Source organism: Mesorhizobium sp. ISC25 (genome assembly GCF_042295465.1).
GTDB lineage: Bacteria > Pseudomonadota > Alphaproteobacteria > Rhizobiales > Rhizobiaceae > Mesorhizobium.
The window spans coordinates 2,520,597-2,546,547 of the sequence record NZ_CP135441.1 but is presented as its reverse complement, the minus strand read 5'-3'; the positions used below and the strand labels follow the sequence as shown (position 1 = coordinate 2,546,547).

Here is a 25,951-nt window from a genome sequence, read left to right as displayed (position 1 = left end):
GCCTACCCAAGCGAGATCGCCTGCCCGATCACCCCGCACCCGGCCGACCGGCATCGGTCGCGTCAAGAGCATCGGTCTGCAAGCCTCTGGTCATCGGTCTTCCGGCGATGACGCCGGCTCGAGCTTGACATACAGCTTTCCTGAGTACTATCAACACATCTGGAAAACCTGCCATACAGGTTTGCCCACTCCTGAACTGGAGATTGCGTGAGCACGGCCATATCCGCAAAACATTCCGACGCTGCGAGCCTGGTCAGCAATACGATCGGCGAGATCACACGCCATATCCGCGCGCATGAGCTCGGGCCCGGCGACCGGCTGCCCAGCGAGGCCGCGCTTTCGAGACAATTGAGCGTCTCGCGTACCGTGGTTCGCGAGGCCTTCAGCTCGCTCGCCGCCATGCGGCTTATCGACCTGAGGGCGGGCAGACGGGCTACCGTCGCCGAGCTGGATTATGGCGCCATGTCACTGGTGATCGAGCATGGCGTCCACACCGAGCAGATCACGGTGCAGCAAATCTACGACGTGCGACGCACGATTGAGACCCGCACCGCCATGCTAGCGGCCTTGCGCAGAACAGCCGACGAAGTGGAAAGGATCAGGATGCACGCGCTCGCCATGCGCGAGAATTTCCAGAGGCCGGAACAGGTCATGGAGCACGATCTCGCCTTTCACCTCGAAATCGCCAAGGCTGCAAAGAATCCGGTTTTCAGCCTCATCGTCGGCGCGTTCGAGCGCGTATCGCGGCAGACCTGGCCGATCGGCTGGCGCAGCCGCCCTTCGGATGCCGAGCAGTTGGAAATGATCCAGATCCATATCGAGCTCGCCGAAGCAATCGAGACCGGTGATCCTCAGTCGGCTCGTGACCTGATGGCGAGGCATTTTGACGAGAGCGTCAAGGCCCTGCTGGCGGCCGGCATCGCCTGAGGAGCGGGGCGCGCAATGAAGATCACGAAACTGGAAACGCTGCGGCTCAAGGAGCGGCCGAACCTCCTCTGGGTTCTGGTTCACACGGACGAGGGCCTCATTGGACTGGGCGAGACCTTCTTCATGGCTGAGACCGTCGAGACCTATCTGCACGAATACGTCGCGCCGTGCGTGATCGGGCGCGACCCCTTGCAGATAGACCTGCTTGCCGCCGACCTCGTCGGTTATCTCGGTTTCCGATCGACGGGCGCGGAAGTTAGGGGCAACTCCGCTTTCGATATCGCGCTTTGGGATCTGTTCGGAAAGGCGACGGGTCAGCCGATCGCACAACTCCTCGGCGGGTTCACCAGGCACGAGATCCGGACCTACAACACCTGTGCCGGAACCGAATACATCAAGAAGGCCACCGGGCAGACGACGGCCAACTACGGGCTCGATAAGCCCGGCGACGCCTATGATGATCTGAACGGCTTCCTTCACCGCGCCGACGAATTGGCGCATTCGTTGTTGGAGGAAGGCATCACGGCCATGAAGATCTGGCCCTTCGACATGGCCGCCGAGAAAACGCGCGGCCAGTATATATCGCAACCCGATTTGAATTCCGCGCTGGCGCCATTCGAGAAAATCCGCAATGCGGTCGGCGACAAGATGGACATCATGGTCGAATTCCATTCAATGTGGCAGCTGCTGCCGGCCATGCAGATCGCTCGCGAGCTGGCGCCCTACAAGACATTCTGGCACGAAGATCCGATCAGGATGGACAGCCTGTCCAGCCTGAAACGTTATGCCGAGGCTTCGCTCGCGCCGATATCGGCTTCGGAGACGCTCGGTTCACGGTGGGCCTTCCGCGACCTTCTCGAAACCGGAGCGGCCGGTGTCATTATGCTCGATATCAGCTGGTGCGGCGGGCTCTCGGAAGCGCGCAAGATCGCTGCCATGGCTGAAGCATGGCACCTGCCGGTCGCGCCACACGACTGCACCGGTCCAGTGGTGCTCGGCGCATCGACCCACCTGTCGCTGAATGCGCCGAACGCGCTAATCCAGGAGAGTGTCAGGGCCTTTTACAAGACCTGGTACCGCGACCTTGTGACCGCTTTGCCGCAGGTGAAGAACGGCATGATCACCGTGCCTCCCGGACCGGGCCTCGGCATGGAACTGAACCCGGAAATCGATCGCGCATTCACGGCGCTTCGACGGGTGACCGACACATCGACTCTCTGAAAATGAACCTGAAGCAGCTATCCACGGAGGAGGAGAACCATGAAGAAGCTACTTATCTCGGCAGCCTTGGGAGCAGTACTGGCTGGAGGCTCGGCAATCGGCTCACGCGCGCAGGAGCCGATGAACATCGTCTTCACGCATCATTCGTCGGCGTCGAACCCGTTCTGGCAGGCGGTGAAGAAGGGGTTTGACGACGCCTGCGCCAAGATCCAAGCCAATTGCCAGATGGTCTTCACGCAGACCGAAGGCTCGATCGAGCAACAATCGGCCAACATGCAGGCGGCACTCGCGGCAAAACCGGACGCGCTGATCACCTCGATCGTCGACAACAATGCCTTCGACCAAATCATCGCCGACGCCCGCGCTGCCGGCGTCACGGTCATCGCGTCCAACGTCGACGACACTGAGGGTGCAACCGGCAATGCCCGCCAGGCTTTCATCGGCCAGGGCTTCATTCCCGCCGGCTACGAACTCGGCAAGAAGATGTCGGAGTTCTTCCCCAAGGAAGGCAAGATCAGGGCGCTCGTCGGCGTTTCCGCGCCCGGTCAGAACTGGTCGGAACAGCGTGCTGCCGGCGTCATGAAGTTCCTTGAAGAATACAAGGCCGCGAATGGCGGACGCGAAGTGGTCATTGAACGGCTCGACACCGGCACAGATGGCGCCGTCGTCGCCGATCGTGTTGGCGCCTATCTGTCTGCCCACCCGGACACCACGGTGTATTTCGACACCGGCCTTTGGCATGCCTACGTCGCCCAGGTCCTGATCGATCGCGGCATCGAGCCGGGCAAGGTGCTGATGGGCGGCTTCGATATCGTCTCGGAAGTCCTGCAACAGATGGAAGCGGGGTATATCCAGGTCCAGGTCGACCAGCAGCCCTACATGCAGGGCTTCATGCCGGTGATGGAAGCCTATCTCGCCAAGAACGTCGGTCTGCTGCCGGCAGACATCGACACCGGCAAGGGCATCATCGTCAAGGAAGACGTGCCGAAACTCAAGGAACTGGCCGCGCAAGGCGTGCGGTAGGCGCGAAGCCGGCGTCCTCTCCTCGTTCTTTTCGCGGAGAGGGCAAGGGGGAGGGCAAGGCAGCACGGCCTTGGGCGTTGGCTCTGTCCCATCCTCCAACGGCATCTCCCCGTCAAAGGCGGTAGAAGACAGACTGCCGCCATCCCCCTTGCCGATGCGACAAGCCAGCGCAAACAATCCCAAGCCGGAGCGAATGATGAAGCGCTTGATGAAGATTTATCTGGAGAAGCCGGAGCTTGCGGCGGTTGTGTTCCTGCTCCTCCTCCTCCTCGTCTTTCAGATTCGCTCGAACGGTGTATTTCTGAACACACAGAACGTGCGCGGAATGCTTGGGCTGCTGCCTGAAATGGGGCTGGTCGCGATCGGCGTGACCCTGCTGATGATATGCGGCGAGTTTGATCTTTCCGTGGGCTCGGTCTTTGCGCTGACCCCGATGACCATGGCGGTGATGCTGGCGGCCGGCGTGCCGTTCGCGCCTGCCTTTGCCGCAGGCCTCGCGATCGCCGCCCTGATCGGCTTCTTCAACGGGTTCATAACGATTCGTTTCGCGATACCAAGCTTCATCACCACGCTTGGCATGCTGTTCATCGCGCGTTCGCTGACGGTGGTAATCTCCGGTGGCTTCCCTCCTGTCATCCCAGCCAACGCTCTGCCCAAATGGCTGTTTACGATCTATGTGGGACCGGGCGACCTCTTTCGCATGTCGTTCTTCTGGTTTGTCGCCGTGGCAATCCTGGTGACGGTGCTCCTGTCGCGCACGAATTTCGGCAACTGGGTGCGCGCCACCGGCGGCTTTCTGCCCGCCGCGCAGTCGATGGGCATCCCGACGGCCCGGGTGAAGGTCGCCTGCTTCATGATCTGTTCGGTGCTCGCCGGCTTTGCCGGCACCATTCAGGTGATGCGGCTCGGCGCACCGTTGCCTTCGATCGGCGAGGGGCTGGAGTTGCAAGCCGTATCAGCTGCTGTCATCGGTGGCGCCTCGCTGGCTGGCGGCATCGGCACTATCTTCGGCGGCATCATCGGGGCTGCCCTTATCCGCGTCATCGACAACGGACTGGTACTGAGCCAGGTGGACGCCAACTGGTTCAAGATGGCAATCGGCTTCCTGACTATCTTCGCGGTCGTCGTGAACGCCTGGCTTCGAAAGCGGGGCAGGGCAATGAAGGTGGAGACCTGATCATGGCGACACCCATCATTGCGATCAAGGGACTCCAGAAATGGTATTCCGGCGTCCACGCCTTGAAGAACGTCACGCTGGACATTTATCCAGACGAGGCACTGGGCCTTGTCGGCGACAACGGCGCCGGCAAATCGACGCTGATCAATATCCTGTCAGGCACCCAAAAGCCCGATGGCGGCGAGATCAGGATCGAAGGTGAACCGGTCCGCTTCTCGAACCCGCGCGACGCCATGGATCGCGGCATCGAGACGATCTATCAGTACAATTCGATGGTCCCGACCATGACCATCGCCCGCAACGTTTTCATCGGACGCGAGCCGGTGAAGGGCTCGGTTTTCGGCATCGGCATCCTGGACCAGAAGCGCATGCGTGACGAAAGCGTCAAGGCGATCGCCGACGTCGATCTGCATCTGAGGTCGCCCGACGCGCTTGTCGGCGAACTGTCGGGCGGCCAGCGCCAAGGCGTGGCGATCGCCCGAGCCATGCACTTCAAGTCGAAAGTCATGATCCTCGACGAGCCGACCAATCATCTCTCGGTGAAGGAGACGCGAAAGGTGATCGGCTTCGTTCGCGCCCTCAAGGCCCAGAACATCACGAGCGTCTTCATCAGCCACAACATGCATCATGTTTTCGAATGCTGTGACCGGGTCGTTGCCATGGCGCGTGGAGAGATCGTTCTCGACAAGCGGATCGGCGAGACTTCGATCGAGGAAATCCACGAGGTTCTGTGACGTGAAGAAACGATCATTCGCGCCACTTCTGCTGGTAAAGATCAGTCTGGCTACGGCTTTTCCGCAAGGATCGCCTCAGCGGTTTTCTCGTCGGTGATCAGCACATCCACGACTCCCAGACGCAACACCGCGCGCAGCACCGGAACCTTGTCGAGGCCGCCGGAGGGCAGGATCACAGTGTCGACGTCGCGCAGATGTTGGGGGGCGAGGCCGATGACGCGACTGTTTAGCGGGTGATCGACGAGTTGTCCGTCCGCGCCGATCCAGTGGCCGCAAATATCGCCGACCGCTCCGGCTTCGCGGAGCGATCTGAGATCATCGTCTCCTACCAGTCCGATCCGAAAGATGGTGGCGTCCTTGTGCACCGCGCCCACCGAAACGAAAGCGGCGTCAACGTCGCGGGCATGGGTGAAGGCGTCTTCCAGAATGGACTGGCGCATAAGCAGATCGCGCGTGGCCTCCGTGTCCGTGAACACCGGTGCCGCGATGTAGAAGCATTCCGCATCGAAAAGCGCCGCGAGCCGCGAGGCGATTTCATAGATGTTGATCGCCGATCCACGCGTGAGCCCGCCAAGCAGGGAAACGACCGACATCCCTTTGACCGGGCGCACGGTCACTGACCGCAGACTAAGCTGGAGCGTCCGTCCCCATCCCACGCCCACCGATATCCCGTCACGGATTCTAAGCGACAGGGCTTCACCGGCAGCAGCTGCAATGACCTGTGGCACCAGGGCAGGATCGGGCGGTGTCGGAACCACGATTGGGTCGGAGACACCATAGGCGTCCCGCAGCCGGTTCTCCAGCTCGATGCAGTTCGCCACCTTGGAATTGATGCGAATCTGAACGATCCCCCGCTGACGGGCATGCGCCAGCATCCGGTTGACGCGAAGGCGGGTCAGGCCAAGAGACTTGGCGATTTGCGCCTGGGTGAGGTCCCCGACATAAGCAAGCCAGGCGGCGCGCACGAGCAGCCCTTCCTCGCGATCGGCCGTGACGGAGCTCGTGACGGCTTGGCGGCCGTCGCGTTTCTTTCGTGCGGGTTTCTCCATCAGATCATCCTGTCCACTCCGCGGCAGCGGGTCCAGAGCGGGCTCGGCGGAGCCATCTGCTCATCGATATGAGGCATCAATCGAGTTTCCCCGGCTCCGCTAGCCTCGATGATAGCGGTCGAAGGACAAAACCAGCGGAGCATCATGGCAAATCGCGTCGATGATGGCCCTCGTCAGCGGCAGGCGATCATGGGGAAGTACACCCCGGGCCATCATATTCTTCAAAGTCGGACCAAGGTCCAGCGCCAGTTGCGCGCCCTCGACCGTGTCCGAACTCATATGTTCGCGCTTCGCCACGGAATAGGGCAGGCCGCGGCCGAGCAGGCGCCCCATGCGACCGTTACGGCCCGCCTGGCAGGTCACATAAAGATCGCCGGAGCCGGCCAGCCCCAGCACCGTTTCGATTTTTCCACCCAGAGCTTCGACCAGAATCGCCATCTCGGCGAGGGACTGCGAGAAAAGTGACGAGGCTAGGTTGTGCATGAGCGCGCCATTGGGCGCCTTGCCGTCGCGCTCGAGCAGCCCAACCGGAGCCCCAACGGCGAGTGTGTAGAAATTCTTGAAAGCGGCGCAGATCTCGACCCCGACGAGATCGGATAACGATCGCATATGATAGAAAGGCGCGCGCAGAATGCGGGACGCCGCGGCCACCTGGTCGCGATCGTGCCCGGCCACGATCACAGACGTGTCGCGCTGTGCCGCCAGTTCGCCGGCAATGCACGGTCCGCCGACGGCCATCGCCGGGACGGACAGGCCGGTTCGCTGCTCGATCTCGCGAGCAAGCAGATGTGGCAGGATTTCGATGCCTTCGTCGCTCGCTGCAAGCCCTTTCGTAATCATCAGTATAGGCACGGGCGACCTGATGCTTTCCGCAATGCGGTCGATCGCCCAAGGAACGCCGGCCGACGAGACGCCGAGTACAAGCAGATCGGGTCCATCGTTCATCGCCGCCCCGAATTCGGTCCAGGAACAGGCGGTTACCACATCAGGCAGAGTGATGTTGAGGCGTGGGTGATGACTTGTGCTGGCCACCGAGCCGACGATCTCCTCATCGAGATGGGTCCCGACAAGAGTGATGCGGTTGCCAGCGTGAGCGGCCGGAAGCGTCATGGCAGAGCCCATGACGCCGGCGCCGAGGATGATGATCCGCGCCATTCAACTTCTTCCCTTGTCCAGCCGCTCGCCGCTACCTTGGTCGAACAGGTGGATTCGCTCAGGCGCCGGCTCCAGATGGATCACAGCTCCAGGAGAGAGCTCCATGCGGTCATGCAGCACCGAGCAGATCGCGATGTTGCCCATGCTGGCAAAAATGTGGATTTCGGGGCCGGTCGGCTCGACAACCGTAATCCTCGCGGGGATGCCGCGCCCGTCGGCCACTGGTCGAAGATGTTCGGGACGAATGCCGTAGATCACCTTTTGGCCGGGCCGGACCGCAGCCCCTGGCGGGAGCGGGAGGGATAGCTCGTCGGTCCGCACCACCCAGGCGCCGCGCTCGGAAGCCACCTCGCCATGGAACATGTTCATTGCGGGCGAGCCGATGAAAGAGGCGACGAAGAGGTTTGCCGGGCGATCGTAGACATCGAGCGGGCGCCCGATCTGCTCGATGTGGCCGTCGCGCATGATGACGATGACATCGGCCATGGTCATCGCCTCGATCTGGTCATGCGTGACATAGACGGTGGTGGTCTTCAGCCGCTGGTGGAGCTCCTTGATTTCAGTGCGCATTTGCACCCGCAGCTTGGCATCGAGATTGGATAGCGGCTCGTCGAACAGGAACACAGTTGGGTCCCGCACGATGGCGCGGCCCATGGCGACGCGCTGCCGCTGGCCGCCCGAAAGCTGGCGAGGGTACCGTTCCAGATAGGGAGTCAGGTTGAGGATCGATGCCGCCCATCCGACCTTCTGTTTGATTTCTTCGGTTGGGCGTCTCTTCAACTGCATGGAAAAGGCCATGTTGTCGAAGACGGTCATGTGCGCGTAAAGCGCGTAGTTCTGGAAGACCATCGCGATGTTGCGGTCTTTGGGGTGGAGTGTGTTGACGACCCTGTCGCCTATGGCGATCTCACCGGACGTGATGGGCTCGAGACCGGCTATCATGCGCAACAGTGTGGACTTGCCGCAGCCGGATGGGCCCAACAGAACGATGAACTGGCCATCCTCGATCGAGAGATCGAGTCCATCGATAATCGAGAGGGCGCCATAGTCCTTCTTTATGTTGCTGATGGTGACAGACGCCATAAATTGCTACCCTTCGATTGCCCTTGCCGGTTGGATCTCATTTTCGCCACGCGAGCCATTGGCGATCGGATGCGCTCTCACCATTCGCTCTCCAGAAATTCTTCCAAGAGTCCCGCATCGGCGGCCAGATTGATGAAGGACCATCGGCCGCGGATTTCTCGCGAATAGCGAATGGCATCATGCCAAAGCGGTCGTGCCAGGCCCAATTCCGCGCCGGTGACCGGCCCCCCCGCAGACTTGAGCGCTGCCTCCATACGGGCAATCGGCATTGCCATCGGCCGAACCTCCTGGCGCAACGCCGGCCAGATTTCCGCAAGCCTGCGGTTGAAGATTTCCGTCTGGCTGGCGTCGAGTGCCGTCTTCTTCATCTCGGCAATGCAAAGCGGTCCAAGTTGCCCGCCATAGCGCGCCAGCATTGCCGCCTCGTCGATGAAGGTGGACCTTGCCTGCGGCGGCTCTTCCATGTCCAGTAGCCGCGCTTGCAGACGGGCCATGACCAGCGAGGCAACCCCGACCTGCTGGCCGTGTGTGGTGCCGGGATGATGGTTTTGCGCGAACATGTCGATCCAGTGGGAGATCTGGTGCTCTCCCATGGACCCGGGATGGGAAACGCCGGCGAAGCACACACCCATCGAGCACAGCGTCAGGACACGCTGGAGATGCCCGACGGCGGCGATGTCATGCCTGGCAAGGCCAGGCGCATGGGCCAGCATCGGCTCCTCATCGCCCGCCTGCAGCAGGTAAGGCACCTCGGAATAATAAGTGTCGAACAGCCGATGCGAAGCCCACCAGTCGATCTGGGCGGTGGGGCGGCAGAGGCTGTCGCCAAGCCCGGCGGCGCTGAGCCAGGCGGGTGCTGCAGCCGACACGCCAAGGTCCAGGAAGATGCCCCGCGGCGCGTGCGAAGGCAGCGAGATCTTGAGCCCTGAAGCCAGGGTCACCGACGCTGTCGAGGCGCCGTAGCCATTCATCGAGGCGGCCGTGCCGAAGACGGCATAGGGCCGCTCGTCGAGGAAGGTTGCATGTTTGCAGCTGTCATTGAGGACGCCCGACCCGACGGCCACGACCCCGTCGGCGTGACGCGTCTTCTCCCTGACCATCTGGATCGTTGCCTCATCGCAGTCGAGGCCGTCAGGCAGCACGACCTCGTCGATGTCGGCCACGCCGCGCAGCGCCCTCGCGACGCGCCTGCCCATCACATCGACGGTGTTGACATCGGAAACCACGGCGATGCGGCTGCCTAGGGCCAGGGGCGCAACGAGATCCGCCTCGCGGCCCTCCGTCGTCTCCAGCAGTTCGATCGTCTGGAACGGCAGGACCGCGGCCGCGCCTGTCTTGGGATCTTTCCAGCGTCCCGCGACAACGTCCTCGATCAACGCGTTCCAGTTGGTCGTTTCAGCCATGATGGGTCTCCGTGAAGGCCGCGAGGCGCTGGTTCCAGGCTGAAAGCGTTGGCCAAAGATCGGCATGGATCGCAAGAAGTTCGGCGTAGAGCTCGGCCCGTTTCGCGTCCGGTTCGAAGGTTTTGGCCGGCTCGCTGGCCATTGCGGTCGACGCTTCGGCGATGGTGGAAAACCAGCCCACGCCCTTTGCCGCTGCCATCGCCGCGCCAAGCGATGAGGCTTCCACTGTCCTCGAACGCATTACGGGACGATCGAGTGCATCCGCCAGAACCTGCATCCACAGGTCGGACTTCGCTCCGCCACCGATGGCTATGAACTGGTCGATGGTCTGGGCGGCAGCCGCAGCGGCCCGCTGACTTGTCGCGGCCTGATGCAGCGCTATGCCTTCCAGCACGGCGCGATAGATGTCGCCGCGGCGGCTGGAGCCGGACAGACCGGCAATGACACCACGGGCAGCACTATCCCAGTGCGGATCCATGACGCCCTGCCAGTAGGGAAGGAGCATTATGCCGCCCGCGCCGATCGGGCTGGCAGCGGCTTCGGCCTCGAGCGCCTCCAGGGCATCGCTTGCGCCATGCAAATCGACGCCGAGCATTTCGCGCGCCATCCAGTCGACGAGAAAAGTGCCGGCGCGAAGGCACGTCTCGTAGATATAGCCATCATCGGCGACCGCCGTCTCGGTGCGGAAGGCTAGGTCGTAGACGTAGTCCGTGCCGAAGCTGCCAGAGACGACCGCCGTGCCGAGGTTGATGTAAGCGCATCGCGGCTGTAACACACCAGCGCCCGTGCCCGCGCATTGACCGTCGCCGCCGCCGGCGACGATCGGCGTGCCCTCCCGCAAGCCCGTCAGCATGGCGGCTTCCGAAGTCAGTTGGCCCAGAACGATGCCGGGCCGCGCCAGGTCCGGCATCATGCGCCGGGCGACTCCCGCGGCGTCGAGTATTTCGTTCGACCAGTCCATGGCTCGCATGTCGAGTACGCCCATCGGGTCGGCGGATGCGGTGGACGTCACCCACCGGCCGCTCAACCGAAAGACCAGATAGCCGTGGACTTCGGCCATTCGCTCCACGCGGGCAAAAATCTCGGGCTCTTCCTCGCGAAACCAGATCATGCGGTAAAGGCAAGGAATGACGTCCAGCGGCTTGCCGGATATTGCGTGGACGCGTGCCGCGCCGAAACTCTCGCCGAAGCGGCGTGCCTTCCGCCGGGCGCGCTCATCGAGCCAGAGCGTCGCCGGCCCGACCGTCTGGCCCTCCTCGTCGAAAAGCCCGAAGCTTTCGCGCTGGTTGGCAATGGCAAGGGCGGCAATGCGTGCCGGCGAAACCGTTGACGTCACGGCGCGCAGCGCTGCGACCGTCGAGGTCCACCATTCCGCCGGATCCTGCTCGAAATAGCCCGAACGCGGGTTCGACATCGCAAGCGGTGCACGACCTTCAGCCACGGCCAGACCATTGCGGTCCCAGGCGATCGCCTTGGTTGCCGAGGTCGAGGAATCAATGCCGATGACGAGATCCGGAACCATTGCCGCCACATTCCCAAAGGGCGAGGGCGGTCGAAACCGCCTTCGCCCAATTCATCGACTAGTCGCTAAAGACCGGCGTCCTTAACTTTGCCGTCGACAATGCCGGCAATGGCATCCAGGCATGCCTTGGCATCGCCGCCATAATCTTGGCCCGTAAGCAATTTGCCGAGCTCAACCGGAATGTCGTTGTTCGACAAATCCGCCCAGATCGGCATGTCCGGCTCCGATCCCATCTGGTTGTCGATCGTGTATTTGATCGCGTCGAAATGGCGTGTCGTTCCGGGCCCGACGACGGCCTTTGCCTTGACCCGAGGATCTGTGAAAGAGGAATTACGCATCGGCGAGGCGCCGCCGCCGAGCGTCGATACCCGCGCCATCACATCCTTCGAGCAGACCCACTGCATGAACAGCCATGCCGCTTCCTTGTTCTTGGAATATTGCGACAGCGAAATCGTCGAGCCGCCCTGGTGGCCGACGGCCGGGATTTCGTTGAAGCCGCAATCGGCGGCGGCGCGACGGCCAGGAACCTCCTTGGGCGCGGGCAGGGCCTCGAACAGGCCTTTGACCTTGGAATCTTTGGCGTCGAAGCCGGGGAAATCCTCGCCCCAGGTGATTGCCATGGCGGCCTGACCCTGTGTCAGCGCCTGTCCCTGGCCGTCCCACGTCCAAGTCGTCGCGGAGGGCGGCGAGTTCTTGACCAACTCCTGATAGAATTTGAGCCCGGCCACGCCGCGCTCGTCATTGCCGACAAACTTCTTGTCCTTGTTGAAGATCGAACCGCCATGGCCCCACAATGCGAAAGTCCAGTCGCATTCCAGCGAATAATGGCCTGACTTCGCCTGGCATGCGGTGCCGAAGATGCCGTTGCTTTTTTCTGCCTCTGTGAGCGCCTGCACGGCCTTGAGGTAGGCGTCGAGATCTGTCGGCAGCGCGATATTGTGTTTGTCGAAAAGATCCTTGCGGTACATCAGGATGAAGATCGGAATATCGAATGGAATTCCGCACTGTTTGCCGTTGTACATGGCAATGCCGTCGACCAGCGGCTTGGAGAAATCGTCCCAGTCGAAGTTGGGCATCGCCAGGTCTTTGTTCTGGTCATAGTACTCGCGCGGATCGACGACATCCTGTGCAAATGTCGCCATCCAGGACTGGTCGAGATAGTAGACGTCGTAGGTGCCAAGTTGGCCCTGTACGTCTTGCGTCGCCTTGGCGAGGACCTGCTCCAGCGGCACGATCTCGACTTCCACCTCAATGCCGGTTGCCTTGGTGAATTCACCCGCGACAAGCTGGTTGGCAACGATCGTTGGCGGCGTCGCTTCCGAAGTGTAGCGGATTTTGGTGCCGGCATATGGCTTGCCGACATCGGCCAGCCACTTCAGCATATCGGCGTCCTGGGCGCGGGCTTCTTCAACCCCGAGCCCCAGCATCCCCCGATTGGTGCGGCCGCCTCCTAGCATGGCCGATCCGAAGGCAGAAAAGCCGACACCGGCGAGCGCCATCTTCCTCATAAAGTCGCGTTTGGTTATTCGGCGCGCCGTAAAATCGTTGCAGGTATCGGTGACGAATGTCTTCTTGTCGTGTTCAGTGAAGCTCATGATCGTTCCTCCATTGCGTTTTTGTCGTCGTTCTTCTCGTCTGCGCCTCACTCCTTCAGCGATCCGAGGGTGAGGCCGCGGACCAGATGCCGTTGAACCAGCAGGATAAAGATGAAGCTGGGTATGATCGCGGACGTGCCGAGCGCTGTGATGTAGCCCCACTCGGTCGCGGTCGAGGTGACAAAGGTCGAGATCTTCACCGGCACGGTGCGGATCGACGTTGTCAGGAACAGTGAGAGCAGGAACTCGGTCCACGAAAAGATGAAACACAGAACAGCTGTCGCAGCGATGCCGCCCTTGACCATGGGAAGGACCACGCGTCGGAACGTCTGCCAGCGCGTCGCGCCGTCAATCAGCGCCGCCTCATCAACCTCGCGCGGAACATCGTCGAAGAACGACTTCAAAAGCAAAACCGCCAGCGGCAGGTTAATCAAACTGTGAACGAGGATGAGCCCCGTATAGGTATCGCGCAAGCCGAGATCCCGGAACATGAAAACGATCGGAATGACGATCGCGATTGGCGGCATGAAGCGCTGCGAGAGAATCCAGAACAGGAAAGACTGCTGGCCGCTGAACTGCATTCGCGACAGGCAATAGGCGGCCAGCGTGGCCAGCAGCAGCGTCAGCGCCGTCGATCCGACGGCTATGACGGCGCTATCGAGCAAAGACTGGCGGGAATCGTAGGAACTGGCGCCACCCTTGATGACCCCGGCCGCCTCGCCGCCCTGTTCCATGCCGATGTCGACGCGCGAAACGCCAAGCAGGGTTACACGGTAATTGTCCGGCGTCGGCGTGAAACCGGTGTAAACTGGTCCGCTGCGGTCGAAGATCGCCGAATAGGGTTTGATGGACGACAGAGCCCACCACGCGATCGGGAACATGAAGATCGCCACCACCAGGACGGCGAGCACGTCACGGGCGATCGTTTGGGCGCGCGACGACTCCATCAGAACCTCACCTTGAACAGCCTGACAAAGACGTTCGATACGACGATCAAGACGACGAGCACGATCAGCGACAGGGTCGCGGCATAGGGAAAGTCTCCGGTGAAGTAGATTCGACCCGCGTAGAATGAAAGTGTCTCGGTGGCCGTGCCTGGCCCGCCGGCGGTGACGATGTAGACGTAGTCGTAGATGCGAAAGAGATCGACGCCGCGGATCAGCACCGCGACCGCTATCACCTTGCGCAGCATCGGCAATGTGAGCCGCAAGAACGTCTGGATGCCGTTGGCGCCGTCGATCGCCGCGGCTTCGAAAGGTTCCTTCGGCAGCGCCCTGAGCCCTGCCAGGATGATGAGCACCATGAACGGCGTCCATTGCCATATGTCTGCCAGCAGGATCGCCGCCAATGCGGTTCCGGGCTGCGTCAGGATCGGCTGTGCCGGCGAGATCAGGTCGAGGGCATAGAGGTAGAACGACAGGACGCCGAAAGAGCCGTCCTGCATCAGCAGGAACATCATTCCGGTCACGGCAGGCGGCACCACCAGCGGCAGTGTCATCAGCGCCCGCAGCACGCCGTAACCTTTGCGATCGGTGTCAAGCAGAAGGGCAATGAGGATGCCGAGCGCAAGCTGAACCGCAAGCGCGACGAAGGTGTAGATCAGCGTGGTTTCCAGTGAATGCCACATACGCGGATCCGAGAATGCGCGCGTCCATTGGTGGAGCCCGGCGAAGTCAAGTTGCCGGGAAACGACATTGCGTTTGTGAAACGACAGCCAGACCGAATAGGCGAGGGGATAGATGCCGAAAACGAGAAGCATCACCGTGATCGGCGCGAGCCAGGGAAAAGGATGCTCGGCCGTCATGAACCGGGGCAGGGCCCACCTGGAACTCGGCCGGGTGAGGATAGCGCTGCTCACGTGCAAATCTCCGCTCGGTCACAGAGACGCATCGGCCTTCTCCCTATCGGCCAGATTGTGCCAACTTGAACTTTTGTAAGTTTGTTGTGCCTTTTGTTAAGAACGTGTCGGACGGCCGCCGATTTGTCAAGTGTCGGTTCCATCCGCGCTCAAGGGATTTGCTCGTGGTCCCAGAGGATGCCGTCATGGCCGGGTACAGGGTTGTTTTGTAGGGAGCGCCGCCGGCAAATGCCGTGTACCAGTATCAAAAGCGCTCGGGGCCGCCGCCAACTTTGGCAGCCCAAGGAAAGCTACGGAACGCATCGAGGAGATCGGGAGGACAGCCCGGGGGTCTTGGAACTCCCCTTAGTCCGGCAATCGGATCTGAAGCTTTACGTCCGCCGGCCGGGCTTCGACTGCGCGGTCGAAGGCGGTGATGGAATCTTCGAAGGGGAAGGTCGCCGAAATGAGTGGCTTTAGGTCGACCCGGCCCGACCCCATCAGCGCGATTGCCCGCTCATATTGGTGGGCATAGCGGAACACAGTCTCGATGCGGACTTCCTTGGTCGAGGCGGTGGCGACATCGAATGCGATCGGCGCAACCGGCAGGCCGACCACCACTACCGCGCCACCGGGCCGCGGCAGATCGAGCAGGGTCTCCCATGCCTTCGACGAGCCCGAGCATTCGAAGACGACGTCGGCGCCCCAGCCATCGGTCAGGCGCTTTACCTCCGCCGCCAGGCTCTTGTCGCGGATGTTGACCGGGATCACGCCTTGATAGCCGCCGGCGATGTCGAGCTTGGGTTGGGCGAGATCTGCAACAATGGCGCGGGCGCACCCGCCGGCGAGTGCCGCGATCGCCACCATCGTGCCAATCGGCCCTGCGCCAATCACCACCGCCGTGTCGCCCGGCGCGATCTTTGCTTTGGCCGCTGCCTGCATGCCGACAGCGAAGGGCTCGACCATGGCGCCTTCGGCGAAGCTGACATTGTCGGGCAGTTTGAAAGTGTAGTTGGCGGGGTGGACGACATAGGGTGTCAACACACCGTGGATCGGCGGCGTTGCCCAGAATCTGACAGCCGGGTCAATGTTGTAGAGACCGAGCCGGCTCGCCCGCGAATTGGGATCGGGGATACCCGGCTCCATGCAGACGCGGTCGCCGACCTTCAGATGCTCGACGCCTTCCCCTGTTTCGACGACAGTGCCGGCGGCTTCGTGACCCAAGACCATCGGCGCTTCGACCACGAACGGGCCGATGCGGCCATGCGTGTAGTAGTGCACGTCCGAGCCGCAGATGCCCACCGTATGGATCTTGATGCGAACTTCGCCCGCGCCTACGGTCTGTGGCAGATCGATCTCACGTAGCTTGAGTTCGTGCTGGCGTTCAAGGACAAGGGCGCGAACGTTCGTCATCGACGTAATCTCCTCTAATGCCGATTGTTCGAGGCCTCCTCGACCTTGCTTGCACTCGGCACGTTCATCATAGCCGCTCATTCACGGGTTCAAAATCCAGTTCGGAAACGGGTGTTGCAAGATTCCGACTATACTTCCCGGCCAAGGGACTTTGAAGGCCGACCATGCCGCTGCCGAATTTGCGTTTGGATCATCCAGCGTGCTCTGAGGTATCCAGTGATAGATTCGGCATCAGAATAGAACCAGTGTTTAGAGGGCGACGTGCACACTCGCTGCACACAAAGTTCTCCCATCTTTCGGTTCTGTTTTGGCGAAGAGGCGCAACAGGCCATGCTGTGACGCGATGTTTGAGAGATTGTCGCCTGGCTTGGGCTGCCCGAGCGACAGAGCACCTGACAGGGCGCCGTAGCACGACGAAAGAGGGTCTTTTTACTGGGTGTGCGAGATGCTTCTGAGGGCTTCGGCAAAGCACAGGGTGGCCGAACCGGTCGCGGTCCGACGGCGAAGGCTCCGCGTTAGGCGATGTAGATGCTGCGTCGATCATGGCCCCACCAGTTGCTGGATTGCGTGCATCGGTAGGACCAGCCGGAGCGATTCCGGCAGCCGCACGAAGCCGTTTCCCTCGTAGAAGGCAGCGGCGCGCTCGCTGATGGCATCCACCACCAGCATCGAGGAACCGACTGTGGCCGCGCTCGCATAGGCGCGCCGCACGGCGTCGGCGAGAAGCATCGCACCCAGGCGTTCGCCCTGACGGGCTTCCGAGACCGCTAGCGGTCCGATCAGCGTGGCGCTGACCAGCGGATAGCGCGGGATGTGCTTGCGCGCGGTGGCCGGCACGTCGCCGTGTGCAACCCCGGTTGCGCAAAGCGTATAATAGCCCAGCACGACATCCGGTTTATCAGGCTCCACTAGAATGAAGACCCCATTCGCCTTGCGCCGCACATCTTGGCTTGCCTGCGTCCGGAGATAACGGTCGAGTCTGTCGACGCCGCAGGCAAAGCCGTCCCGGTCGTGTTGCGACGCGAGGACCTCGATCTTCAAATCTGGTCGAGACGCCGCCATGCTCAGGACGCGACCCGCCGCTTGTGCTCGGCCAAGGCGCGGACCAGCCGCTCACTCGGCTCTGGCGGATTGACCAGCGCGTCGAAGAATGCCGCGCGGTCGCGATCGGACAGCACCAACGTCTCATGCTCGGCGATCGTCCGGCGCGCGGTGTCAGTGAGTGCACTGACGCAGAAGTCGCTGACTTTGCGTCGTGACAGATGCGCTGCCCGCTCGATAAGATCCTTAGTCTCTTCATCCAGCCGGAATCCGAGGCGTTCGACGCGGTTGGGCGTCCCTCGTTCGACCTGGGGCTGTTTGCGCGGCATTGGGATCACTCCTGTCGTGGTCTATGTTTCGCAAACAATGTACGTCACATAGACGAACAAATAAACGTCCGATTTCTGCCCTTCATCCACGCGCTGGTGGGTCGAACATCAGCTTCGCCCGCTGTTCGGCTTCTGCTGGGTGCTGACGGTGCCGGGCAGGCAGGCTCTTCGACAGCCCGCTTCTTCTGTCCCTGTGTGGTTTACGCTCGGCCAGCAAGAGTGTTCAATGCGTAACGTGTGTATCGTCGTTCGCCAGTTCTAATCAGTGCACCCTTGGCAACGAGGTCCTGCAAGTCCCTCGTTGCAGTCGCACGCGATGCCTGAGTAATGGCGATGTAATTCTCGGCGCTGAGACCGCCCTTGAAACCATCTATACCTTCGCGGAACATCCGGGTGATGACCTTTTCTTGGCGCTCGTTGAAGTGACCGCGGTAGCGTTCGAAAAACTTGGCCTTGGCGACGGAGAATTCGACACGGGCAAGCGTTACGCGCTGCGCTTTAAGGATCGTTTTAGCGAAGTAGAGCAGCCAATCCGTAATCGCGTTGCTCTTGTTGCTGGCCTCCAGATTGTCGTAGTAGGCCTTGCGGTGGCGTTCAATCGTGTACGCCAAAGCGATGAGACTGGGCTCACCCAGGCTTTGCGCCAACGCCTTTTCGCAGAGGGCACGCCCTATGCGCCCGTTGCCATCCTCGAACGGGTGAATGCTCTCGAAATAAAGGTGCGCGATTCCGGCACGCGTCAACGCCGGAATCGGTATCTTGCCTTTGGGCGCGGTTTCGTTGAACCAAGCCGCGAAGGCGTCCATTTCGGTCTTCACCCGGGCCGACGGCGGCGCTTCGAAATGCACTTTGGGCTTATCCAGCCGATTGGAAACGATTTGCATAGCATCGGCATGCTGGCGGTAGCTGCCGATGGTCCCGATAACCCGCTCACCCGACATCATCATCTTGTGCCAAGCGTAGAGGGTGCGGTGCGAGAGTGTATCGGCGAAATGCAAGTAAACATCGGCCATCATTTCAGTGATGCCGCGCTCGGCCGGCGGAATGTGCCTGATCTCGCTTCCCAGGCCAAGTTGCTGGCGTAACGATGATTGCAGACTCTCGCGGTTGAGGTATTCCCCTTCAATCGCGGATGTCTTCAAGGCCTCTTCGCTGATAAGGTCGATGCGGATCTGGTCGCGATCGTTGGAACCCACATGACGAAAGACGCCCAGGAACTCGCCCGATCGCAACAGGAACTCGCTTTCCAGCGGTTCCAATACCTTCTTATCGTAGGTAAAATGCGGCCAGTCAGCCTGCTCCCAATTCCATACCATGAGTTATAGAGCACCTTTCTATAACTCATGATGCCACGACAAGTGAGCTATAGCAATCCTCGCTATGCCTCAGGGTCTTCTCGGATACGTCAACATTGGCGAACGTGTTCGGGGTTCGAGTTGTAGACCGCTATATCGCAAGACCCACTGTTGAGGAGGCGTTCTTGCGGTCGCGCCAATCTGTTTGGCGGCACCGCAGATTTTCCTGATTGCGCCGGAGTTGATCCAACCCAGGTCGGCTCTGAAAGGGCCGCTGGACACGTTGAAGGACATAGCTTGAGGCGCCCCGAGAACCGGTCTTTGCACAGCTCCCCTCACGCGGCTATCAAGGGCCGACACGTGTAGCGTCATTATGGAAATCAGCGGCGGTTCGTACCTCACAGGCGTGCGCGGCTTTGCCTGTTCAAGATGTGGGCACGGCTCGGATCTGAACCGGTAGGCTGGAGCACGGAGCCGGCCCCGACGGGCCCTCGGGCTGGGCACCGGGAACTGTCCTGTCCCTTGGCACTGGAACCCCGATTTCGGGCCAGTCCAACTGGCGGTTGCTAGACGTATAGCAACTCATGCGCCTAAGTTTGCCTAGGGCCCGCGCGCACCTGGCAAGCCCGCCCACCCTAGTCCCCCGCTTGGTGCAACAGCGCCCGTCCGGCCCCGCCGCACCTAACCGTGCGGCGGGCTTTTTTTCACGCGGTGGAACACCGGCGCGCAGGGAAGTTCGGCGCATGCCGCATACCCTTCGCCTCACAGTATTGCTGCCGGATCGCTTGCCCTGATCGGCCCACGTCGTCGATCGACAAAGGTTCATTATGGAGCGACAACGCTCGCTAGGGCTTCCCGATGATGGGAGTCATGCTCGGTCCTTTCTCGGCAGAGAGCGGGCAACAAGCCGAAGGCGTTCATAAAGAACAGCCTCGTCGAACTCGCCGTCCGAGAAGAGTGCCATTGCGGTCATGCTCAGGCGCTCCGCCTGCTCGCTACTAACCGAGATACCTGCCTCGGCGCAGACACGATCAAAGACCTGTTTCAACAAAGCCAAATCGCCAGGATAGGCTATGCCACTCATTGAGACAGGCCCATGGCAGCAGATACTTCGACGACCGCCTCGGTTAGCTCTTCGTCGGATGCGACCAAATAAGGCGCAGCCTGCCTAATTTCCTTCAGTGCCGCTTTGATCGAAACTGTGTCGCCATACTCGGCCCTGTTTAGAAGTGCAGCGATTGCTTGTTCTAGAACTGGAGTTACCCTTTGTACATTGGTCATCCAACCCATCCCCAAAGACACGCCCCGGTGGGATAATAATCTATTCCTAATTGGCTTCAATTGAATGTAAGAAACGTACGGTTGCTCACCGTTGCTTAGCCGTTCAGTCCGGAATCTTGGTGAAAATTTATTCGGCATGCGTCTTGATGCGATGGCAGTGCTTGGAGTGCGGGTGCATGCTTACGGAGCCTGCCCTTGGCCGCCTGTCCTTTATCGAATTCCAAATGCCCACGCCGGTCGAGATGCCGCCCAAGGTCTTCCACGTAGTCAACCTCCTCCATCTCAACGGCAGAGACCTGCGTGAGGCTCCGCTCCTCGAGCCGCATCATCCTTCGCAGCGGTCGGATCTCACCTGGCATGCCTTCGACCAGCTTCCTGCCCTCCTGCAGGACGGTTACTTTCTCGGCCAGCTCGAATAACGAATCCACGCGAGGTCAATGATGATCATCGTGCGTGACGCGCTCATGCCGGCAAGCGGCTCGTCGGGCTAACCGATTGTTGTCAGCGCCAGACCGATTTGCAGCCGCCGTTCCCCGCCACAGGCAAGATCCGAAACAGGCCGATCGAGCCGGGCCATGAGGTTCACCAGCGCTGCCGTTCGCAAGACCTGCTCATTGAGACCGGAACGCCGCGGATATTCTTGAACGGATAAACCTGAACCCTGAACTTTCCGCGCGCGCCTCGTCGAGGACTCGCGCAGGCCCGTGGTCGCAGCCCGCTAAGAGCCGCGGCAAGCTGTCCGTGGTCATTGATTGTTCAGCGCCGTGGCGATTGGATCCGCGCCGGCGAGGAAGCGATGGGGCAGTTCGCCCTGGCTTTCAAGCTGGATCAGCGTCCGAGCACGCTTGGCGGCGTCACCACCCTTGCTTGCCGTTCTGCGAGGTCCAGAACTGCTCGTGCTGAGTTCGGCGATCGTGATAGTTATATGTTTAAGATTCCAAAGGTCAGACAGAGACGGCTGCCGCGCATCCGGTGATTTTCGGAACCTAGTGAAGTATCGGCGTTACCTAAGCGGGCGGCAACGGGATGGGACTACGCGGGAGAGCGGGCCAGCTTGGTTCGTCGGCCATTGGTAGGACGTGCTCAAACGGCGTTAATCTTCATCTCTGCGCCGAGCACCATCTTTGTCACGGCGGCGAAGTCGAGCTTCCCTGAGCCGAGGACGGGCACTTTCGCAACGACGCGCACTCCGGCGGGCACCATCAGGTCCATGGCGCGGTTGGCCTTAGCGAAGGCCAGGAATTCGGCACGCGTGGCGTTGACGGCCTCGGTGATGAGGATCAGCTTTTCGCCCTTGCGCGCATCTGGCACGGCGGCGACCGCCGAGAGCGAGCCTTTCCACAATTCGCCCGCCAGCGCCTCGACGGCGGCCATCGAGATCATCTCGCCACCGATCTTGGCAAAGCGCTTGGCGCGGCCTCGAATGGTGATGAAGCCGACATCGTCGACGGCGACGACGTCGCCGGTGTCATGCCAGCCGTCTTCGAGCGGTTCGAGCACGCCCGGCTTCTCGGCGCGCAGATAGCCTGCCATGACGTTGGGCCCACGCACGAACAGCCGTCCGCCATCCACGACGCCAGGCACCGGATCCAGGCGATACTCCATACCCGGCATGATTTTGCCGACGCTGCCGGACCGGTTGTACATCGGCGTGTTGATGGAGATCACGGGCGCGGTTTCGGTCACGCCGTAGCCTTCGAGGATGCGCAGGCCGAACTTTTCCATATAGGTCATGCGCGTCGCGGCCTTCACCGGTTCGGCGCCGGCAAAGCAGTAGCGCACCGAGCGGAAGTCATAAGGGTGTGCGGTGCGGGCATAGCCGGCAAGGAACGTATCGGTGCCGAAGATGATCGTTGCGTTGGAGGCGTAAACCAACTCCGGCACGATCCGATAGTGCAGCGGCGAGGGGTAGAAATAGACCGGCACGCCCGAGATCAGCGGCAGCACCGTGCCCGCCGTCATGCCGAAGGAATGGAAGATCGGCAGCACATTGAAGACCTTGTCGCCTGAGTGGAAGTCGATACGGGAGGCGGCCTGGGCGGCATTGGCCAGGATGTTGCGGTGGGTGAGCACCACGCCCTTGGGCGTGCCTTCGGAACCTGAGGTGAACAGGATCACCGCTGGATCTTCGGACTTGCGGGCGACCCGGGGTGCACTTTTGCGCAAAAGGCCGAGCAGCTTGTCCTTGAGGCCAATGGTGGCGCGCAGATCATCGAGCCAGACGATGTCGACCGAGCGGCCGAGTTCCTCGACCACCGCGCCGAGTTTCGCTTGTTCGACAAAGGCGCGCGAGGTCAGCACGGTGCGCACCTCGGCGGCCGTGCAAGCGGAGAGGATGTTGGCCGCACCGGCAGTGAAGTTCATCATCGCCGGAACCTTGCCGGCCGACATAACGCCGAGCAGCGTCGCACAGGCGCCATTAGCGTTGGGCAGCATGATCCCGAGCGTCTGCTGGCCGGCATAGAGATTCTTGAATTTCTCGCCAAGTACGGCGGCGGCTGTCAGCAGCTTGCCGTAGCTCAGCGAACCGGTCACGGGGTCCTGCACGGCCAGTTGCTTCATGCCGCGTTCGTTCGCCGTCTGGATGATCTTCTCCAGCACAGTCTTGTCGATGTCCTGGGTCCGAAAGACGAGGTCCGACATGACCTGGTAGAGGGCAGCGCCCGCCGCGGCGCGGCGCTTCCGGCCCGTCAGATCCTGCAGTACTTCAAGTTTGACGGGCTCCAGAATGGTCACCTTGACCTTCGGGAACAGCCGGCGGCGAATATGCAGCGAGGTCAGCCGCGAAAAATAGCTCTTCTCCAGGCCGTCGATGCGCACGGGCACGACCATCGAGCCGGTCTTGTCGGCCACCATGGCGGCGCCGTCATAGACCTTCATGAGGCCGCCAGTGACGGTGATCCGGCCTTCGGGGAAGATGACCAGCGGATCGCCGCCTTGCACGACCTTGATAAGCGTGCGGGTCGACATCGGCTTGGCCGGATTGAGCGGCAGCGCACGGGCGAGATTGAGGAAAGGTTTCATCCACCAGGCCTGGGCGATAGTGTGGTCGATGGCAAAGACGGGCTCTTCCTCGGTCAGCGTCAGGGCCAGCGGACCGTCGAGGAAACTGACATGGTTGAGCGCCAGGATGGGTGCCGGGCCGGCCGCCTTGAGGTTCTCCAGCCCCTCCACCTCCAGACGATGGAAGGCTCGGAACAGAATGGAAACGAAATCGCGGAAGGCGTTGGTTGGCAGATATCTCAGCATCAGCCAGGCGGCGACCACGTTGAGTGCGGCGAGGCCGAACAGGATACCTCCAGTGGAGACGCCCGCTGCTTGAATCGCGGCGACGAGTATGCCGCCCACCGTCATGAAGCCTGCATTGACGATGCTCACGGCGGCGACGACGCGGGCGCGGCTGGCTTCGGGCGCCCAGGCTTGCACGGCGGCGAAGGTCGGCACGACAAGAAAGGCGCTGGCAATAGCCATGCCGGCAAGGTCGATCGCAACATGGACCGTGTTTGGCCCGGCGAAGAATGTTGCGAGCGTTTCGGCCCTGACCGAAGGCTGCATGCTCCAGATGGTCCAGGCCAGGTCCAAGCCGAATAGTGCCATCAACGCCGTGCCAACCGGGGCTGGCAAGAGCACGATGCGGCCCTGCGACATCCATGCGGCTATGGCAGAGCCAATCGCGATCGAGACGGCAAACACCGCGAGATAGGCGGTGACAGCGATTTCTCCGCCACCGAGCGAATCCTTGACCAACGTAGGCAGGATCGAAAGGACAATGGCCCCGATCAGCCAGAACCACGACGTCATCAGTCCGGCGCGCCAGATCCGCTTGTCGGCACGCAAGCCGTTGACCTGTCGCCACGTCGAGCGAAAGATGTTCCTGTCTATAACGAGGTCGGGTGCAGCAGAACCGGTTGACGGAATGTATCGGCTGACAAACCAGCAACCGACGGCGAGGATCATCATCATCGGCCCGAAGACCGAGACGCCTATGCCATCGGCCGAGACGACGCCTCCGGCTATAGTGCCGCCGAGGATGGCGGCGAAGGTTGCCGATTCGATCCAGGCATTGGCGCGGGGCAATTCCTTGCGCTCGAGATGATCCGGCAGGATGCCGTACTTGATCGGTCCGAACAGTGCCGAGATGATGCCGAACATGAGCAACGCCATCATCAGCACCGGGATCGACGACAGCGCGATCCCAACGACTGCGACAGCAGCTGCGGCGATCTCGGTGAATTTCAGCCGACGGGCGATGAGCGCCTTGTCGAACCGGTCGGCGATCTCGCCACCAAGGGCAGACAGGAGCAGGAAAGGAGCCATGAAGACGGCACCCGCCAGGGTGACCAGTGATGCCGCCTTGTCCGCCGCCAGGGTGAACAGAATAAGGAAAACCAGCGTGTTCTTGAGGAAATTGTCGTTGAAGGCGGACAGGAACTGCGTCCAGAAGAGAGGCGCAAAACGCCGTGAAGTCATCAGATGACTGTTCGTGGGGTTGTTCGTGACGATTTCCATAGCGCCGACTTCCATTGGGCAGACCGTTGAAGATCCTGGTCGGATCGATCAGCGGTCTTGCGCGGTTTGAGCCTTTTTGTAGTGGGAACCCGATTACGCTTCGTTACTGCGGCTCACATTGATCAGCAGCTTTCGGTGTTGCCGGTTGATGAAGCGGCTTGCCTCTTCCGCGTCTCGCGGTGTCTTGGTGATGGTTCGCGGTATCCACGAGCCTGGTCGCGGCCATCGGGCAGAACCCCTTGGCGGCTATGCTTGCCCCATGAAATTGATGCGGCCGTCATCATCCAGGCGGCGATAGCGAAAGTGGGCGTGGTCAACGTTTGCAGGCGCTTGAACCCTTGGGAGCATAGCTGTTGGAGGTCATCGATATTGTCTTTTGGTTTCAGGGTGAGGTTGCGCCGGCGTTGGTCTGTTTCCGGGTTCGATACAATCAGCCGGTCTTGCGACAGTCTTTCGCAGCCGGTCGAGGACGGCGTCAGTGAGCCGGCTCGCTTCATCGGCATGAGCGGTGACGGCATACGTCATCAAAGCAATAAGACTGCCCGCATCCTCACCCCGTCGTTTGGTCGAAAGTAAGGTGGGACAATCAGAGTGCGCAAACTTGTCATTACTGATACTGCGCTTCACCCCAGCTTTTAGCGTGCGCCCTTCGGCATATGCGTGGTTCACCATTCCTTCACTTTATTAGCGCACGTTCATATGCGGACATGTTGGTGTAGCTTGTACGTGCCCAAAGCCCCGGCGCATCGACCCAGCGCTGGGGCTTTTTTTGTCCGCCTGGTAATCCGCGTGTTCCCCAGACAGGGCGTGAACTGCGCAGTCGCCCTTGAAGGTGAGTTCGCCGCTGTGGTGTCCTCTTGCATCGACCAAGGTTAAGGCGATGCCATCGACTTGAGTATAGCTGTGCGCATTTTGACATTTCGACGTCGCGGTGTCGGATTATTTGCATGCAAACCAGTTTCACGACGCTATCCTCCATCCTCAACGGACCATTCTGGGAGGAATGCATGGCTGCGCATGAGCAACATGCCGTTGAAATCGTTAGGGACAACGGGTGGTCGGTTCGCGTGACGGTCAACGGCACCACCACCACGGTCCCTTTTACATCTGCAAGCTACGCGCGTTCGTTTGCAGACGGTCAGGCGTTCCGACTGGGCGTTCAGGTCGCGGAGATTAAGAAGGCGGCCTAGCTGCGCGCTTGCCCCGAAAGCCCCACAGCGATTGAACCTCGAGTCACCAAAGCCGGCTGAAATTAGCTGTTGCGCGGCATAAGAGGGCTGCGGTTTCACCGCGAGTGCTGAGATAACTCGCTTCGATGGCGGCCGCGCCCTCGTGGTTGCGGCGTCCTTGTTACAGA

At 61.1% G+C, this 25,951-nt stretch carries 23 protein-coding genes; 7 read left to right on the top strand and 16 right to left on the bottom strand.

What is annotated here, in order from left to right:
- Positions 1 to 207: 207 nt before the first annotated feature.
- The 5 genes from RQ479_RS12840 (at position 208) to RQ479_RS12820 (ending at position 5,082) form a co-directional block, all read left to right on the top strand.
- On the top strand, positions 208 to 927 hold the full coding sequence (locus RQ479_RS12840) for a FadR/GntR family transcriptional regulator (RefSeq protein WP_376705350.1): 720 nt from the start codon (positions 208 to 210) through the stop codon (positions 925 to 927).
- Between the two features lie 15 nt (positions 928 to 942).
- A complete protein-coding gene (locus tag RQ479_RS12835) occupies positions 943 to 2,148 on the top strand; it encodes a mandelate racemase/muconate lactonizing enzyme family protein (RefSeq protein ID WP_376705349.1) in 1,206 nt (401 codons plus the stop codon).
- A 39-nt stretch (positions 2,149 to 2,187) separates the two neighbouring features.
- Complete coding sequence (locus tag RQ479_RS12830) at positions 2,188 to 3,171, top strand: sugar ABC transporter substrate-binding protein (protein WP_376705348.1); 984 nt, start codon at positions 2,188 to 2,190, stop codon at positions 3,169 to 3,171.
- A 196-nt stretch (positions 3,172 to 3,367) separates the two neighbouring features.
- The gene (locus tag RQ479_RS12825; RefSeq protein WP_352455503.1) at positions 3,368 to 4,348 is read left to right on the top strand and encodes an ABC transporter permease; all 981 of its coding nucleotides are present in this window, start codon (positions 3,368 to 3,370) and stop codon (positions 4,346 to 4,348) included.
- Positions 4,349 to 4,350: 2 nt separating this feature from the next.
- The gene (locus RQ479_RS12820) at positions 4,351 to 5,082 is read left to right on the top strand and encodes an ATP-binding cassette domain-containing protein (protein WP_376705347.1); all 732 of its coding nucleotides are present in this window, start codon (positions 4,351 to 4,353) and stop codon (positions 5,080 to 5,082) included.
- Positions 5,083 to 5,132: 50 nt separating this feature from the next.
- Here RQ479_RS12820 and RQ479_RS12815 read toward each other — a convergent pair whose 3' ends face one another.
- The 14 genes from RQ479_RS12815 to RQ479_RS12750 form a co-directional block, all read right to left on the bottom strand.
- The gene (locus tag RQ479_RS12815; RefSeq protein ID WP_376705346.1) at positions 5,133 to 6,131 is read right to left on the bottom strand and encodes a sugar-binding transcriptional regulator; all 999 of its coding nucleotides are present in this window, start codon (positions 6,129 to 6,131) and stop codon (positions 5,133 to 5,135) included.
- Between the two features lie 99 nt (positions 6,132 to 6,230).
- Positions 6,231 to 7,286 (bottom strand): hypothetical protein, encoded by a 1,056-nt coding sequence (locus RQ479_RS12810; RefSeq protein WP_376705345.1) that lies wholly within the window; start codon positions 7,284 to 7,286, stop codon positions 6,231 to 6,233.
- Positions 7,287 to 8,369 (bottom strand): ABC transporter ATP-binding protein, encoded by a 1,083-nt coding sequence (locus RQ479_RS12805; protein WP_376705344.1) that lies wholly within the window; start codon positions 8,367 to 8,369, stop codon positions 7,287 to 7,289. It abuts the gene before it with no gap.
- Positions 8,370 to 8,446: 77 nt separating this feature from the next.
- The gene (locus RQ479_RS12800; protein ID WP_376705343.1) at positions 8,447 to 9,772 is read right to left on the bottom strand and encodes an iron-containing alcohol dehydrogenase; all 1,326 of its coding nucleotides are present in this window, start codon (positions 9,770 to 9,772) and stop codon (positions 8,447 to 8,449) included.
- A complete protein-coding gene (locus RQ479_RS12795; RefSeq protein WP_376705342.1) occupies positions 9,765 to 11,294 on the bottom strand; it encodes an FGGY-family carbohydrate kinase in 1,530 nt (509 codons plus the stop codon). Before RQ479_RS12795 ends, RQ479_RS12800 begins: the two co-directional genes overlap by 8 nt.
- 65 nt (positions 11,295 to 11,359) lie before the next feature.
- Positions 11,360 to 12,889, bottom strand: a complete 1,530-nt coding sequence (locus RQ479_RS12790; RefSeq protein WP_376705341.1) for an ABC transporter substrate-binding protein — start codon at positions 12,887 to 12,889, stop codon at positions 11,360 to 11,362.
- A gap of 47 nt (positions 12,890 to 12,936) precedes the next feature.
- Positions 12,937 to 13,836 carry a carbohydrate ABC transporter permease gene (locus RQ479_RS12785; protein ID WP_352455511.1) on the bottom strand — a complete coding sequence of 300 codons (900 nt, stop codon included), beginning with the start codon at positions 13,834 to 13,836 and terminating at the stop codon, positions 12,937 to 12,939.
- Complete coding sequence (locus tag RQ479_RS12780; RefSeq protein WP_376705340.1) at positions 13,836 to 14,747, bottom strand: carbohydrate ABC transporter permease; 912 nt, start codon at positions 14,745 to 14,747, stop codon at positions 13,836 to 13,838. Before RQ479_RS12780 ends, RQ479_RS12785 begins: the two co-directional genes overlap by 1 nt.
- A 345-nt stretch (positions 14,748 to 15,092) precedes the next feature.
- Positions 15,093 to 16,139 carry an NAD(P)-dependent alcohol dehydrogenase gene (locus RQ479_RS12775; RefSeq protein ID WP_376705339.1) on the bottom strand — a complete coding sequence of 349 codons (1,047 nt, stop codon included), beginning with the start codon at positions 16,137 to 16,139 and terminating at the stop codon, positions 15,093 to 15,095.
- Positions 16,140 to 16,679: 540 nt separating this feature from the next.
- Complete coding sequence (locus RQ479_RS12770; protein ID WP_376705338.1) at positions 16,680 to 17,180, bottom strand: GNAT family N-acetyltransferase; 501 nt, start codon at positions 17,178 to 17,180, stop codon at positions 16,680 to 16,682.
- A 23-nt stretch (positions 17,181 to 17,203) separates the two neighbouring features.
- Positions 17,204 to 17,509, bottom strand: coding sequence for a DUF1778 domain-containing protein (locus RQ479_RS12765; RefSeq protein WP_376705337.1), 306 nt, complete (start codon positions 17,507 to 17,509; stop codon positions 17,204 to 17,206).
- Positions 17,510 to 17,709: 200 nt separating this feature from the next.
- The gene (locus RQ479_RS12760; RefSeq protein WP_376705336.1) at positions 17,710 to 18,825 is read right to left on the bottom strand and encodes a Fic family protein; all 1,116 of its coding nucleotides are present in this window, start codon (positions 18,823 to 18,825) and stop codon (positions 17,710 to 17,712) included.
- An 847-nt stretch (positions 18,826 to 19,672) separates the two neighbouring features.
- Positions 19,673 to 19,888, bottom strand: a complete 216-nt coding sequence (locus RQ479_RS12755) for a hypothetical protein (RefSeq protein WP_292662655.1) — start codon at positions 19,886 to 19,888, stop codon at positions 19,673 to 19,675.
- On the bottom strand, positions 19,885 to 20,085 hold the full coding sequence (locus RQ479_RS12750; protein WP_292662652.1) for a hypothetical protein: 201 nt from the start codon (positions 20,083 to 20,085) through the stop codon (positions 19,885 to 19,887). The genes RQ479_RS12755 and RQ479_RS12750 overlap by 4 nt, the downstream gene beginning before the upstream one ends.
- Before the next feature lie 176 nt (positions 20,086 to 20,261).
- Here RQ479_RS12750 and RQ479_RS12745 point away from each other — a divergent pair, with 176 nt between their 5' ends.
- A complete protein-coding gene (locus RQ479_RS12745; protein ID WP_376705335.1) occupies positions 20,262 to 20,504 on the top strand; it encodes a hypothetical protein in 243 nt (80 codons plus the stop codon).
- Between the two features lie 664 nt (positions 20,505 to 21,168).
- Here RQ479_RS12745 and RQ479_RS12740 read toward each other — a convergent pair.
- Both RQ479_RS12740 and RQ479_RS12735 read right to left on the bottom strand, forming a co-directional pair.
- Positions 21,169 to 24,594: an acyl-[ACP]--phospholipid O-acyltransferase gene (locus RQ479_RS12740; protein ID WP_376705334.1), complete on the bottom strand. Its 3,426-nt coding sequence runs from the start codon at positions 24,592 to 24,594 to the stop codon at positions 21,169 to 21,171.
- A 122-nt stretch (positions 24,595 to 24,716) separates the two neighbouring features.
- A complete protein-coding gene (locus tag RQ479_RS12735) occupies positions 24,717 to 25,112 on the bottom strand; it encodes a hypothetical protein (RefSeq protein WP_376705333.1) in 396 nt (131 codons plus the stop codon).
- 429 nt (positions 25,113 to 25,541) lie between these two features.
- Between RQ479_RS12735 and RQ479_RS12730 the strand changes: the two genes are divergently transcribed.
- Positions 25,542 to 25,784: a hypothetical protein gene (locus RQ479_RS12730; protein ID WP_376705332.1), complete on the top strand. Its 243-nt coding sequence runs from the start codon at positions 25,542 to 25,544 to the stop codon at positions 25,782 to 25,784.
- Positions 25,785 to 25,951: the final 167 nt, after the last annotated feature.

Bases quoted from the DNA above. Each gene is read 5' to 3' on its own strand.
- RQ479_RS12805 (WP_376705344.1), bottom strand. From the start codon at position 8,369: ATGGCGTCTGTCACCATCAGCAACATAAAGAAGGACTATGGCGCCCTC.
- RQ479_RS12750 (WP_292662652.1), bottom strand. From the start codon at position 20,085: ATGACCAATGTACAAAGGGTAACTCCAGTTCTAGAACAAGCAATCGCT.
- RQ479_RS12825 (WP_352455503.1), top strand. From the start codon at position 3,368: ATGAAGCGCTTGATGAAGATTTATCTGGAGAAGCCGGAGCTTGCGGCG.
- RQ479_RS12730 (WP_376705332.1), top strand. From the start codon at position 25,542: ATGCAAACCAGTTTCACGACGCTATCCTCCATCCTCAACGGACCATTC.
- RQ479_RS12745 (WP_376705335.1), top strand. From the start codon at position 20,262: ATGCTTACGGAGCCTGCCCTTGGCCGCCTGTCCTTTATCGAATTCCAA.
- RQ479_RS12735 (WP_376705333.1), bottom strand. From the start codon at position 25,112: ATGCCGTCACCGCTCATGCCGATGAAGCGAGCCGGCTCACTGACGCCG.
- RQ479_RS12810 (WP_376705345.1), bottom strand. From the start codon at position 7,286: ATGGCGCGGATCATCATCCTCGGCGCCGGCGTCATGGGCTCTGCCATG.
- RQ479_RS12760 (WP_376705336.1), bottom strand. From the start codon at position 18,825: ATGGTATGGAATTGGGAGCAGGCTGACTGGCCGCATTTTACCTACGAT.
- RQ479_RS12790 (WP_376705341.1), bottom strand. From the start codon at position 12,889: ATGAGCTTCACTGAACACGACAAGAAGACATTCGTCACCGATACCTGC.
- RQ479_RS12785 (WP_352455511.1), bottom strand. From the start codon at position 13,836: ATGGAGTCGTCGCGCGCCCAAACGATCGCCCGTGACGTGCTCGCCGTC.
- RQ479_RS12775 (WP_376705339.1), bottom strand. From the start codon at position 16,139: ATGACGAACGTTCGCGCCCTTGTCCTTGAACGCCAGCACGAACTCAAG.
- RQ479_RS12800 (WP_376705343.1), bottom strand. From the start codon at position 9,772: ATGGCTGAAACGACCAACTGGAACGCGTTGATCGAGGACGTTGTCGCG.
- RQ479_RS12755 (WP_292662655.1), bottom strand. From the start codon at position 19,888: ATGAGTGGCATAGCCTATCCTGGCGATTTGGCTTTGTTGAAACAGGTC.
- RQ479_RS12830 (WP_376705348.1), top strand. From the start codon at position 2,188: ATGAAGAAGCTACTTATCTCGGCAGCCTTGGGAGCAGTACTGGCTGGA.
- RQ479_RS12820 (WP_376705347.1), top strand. From the start codon at position 4,351: ATGGCGACACCCATCATTGCGATCAAGGGACTCCAGAAATGGTATTCC.
- RQ479_RS12740 (WP_376705334.1), bottom strand. From the start codon at position 24,594: ATGGAAATCGTCACGAACAACCCCACGAACAGTCATCTGATGACTTCA.
- RQ479_RS12795 (WP_376705342.1), bottom strand. From the start codon at position 11,294: ATGGTTCCGGATCTCGTCATCGGCATTGATTCCTCGACCTCGGCAACC.
- RQ479_RS12815 (WP_376705346.1), bottom strand. From the start codon at position 6,131: ATGGAGAAACCCGCACGAAAGAAACGCGACGGCCGCCAAGCCGTCACG.
- RQ479_RS12835 (WP_376705349.1), top strand. From the start codon at position 943: ATGAAGATCACGAAACTGGAAACGCTGCGGCTCAAGGAGCGGCCGAAC.
- RQ479_RS12765 (WP_376705337.1), bottom strand. From the start codon at position 17,509: ATGCCGCGCAAACAGCCCCAGGTCGAACGAGGGACGCCCAACCGCGTC.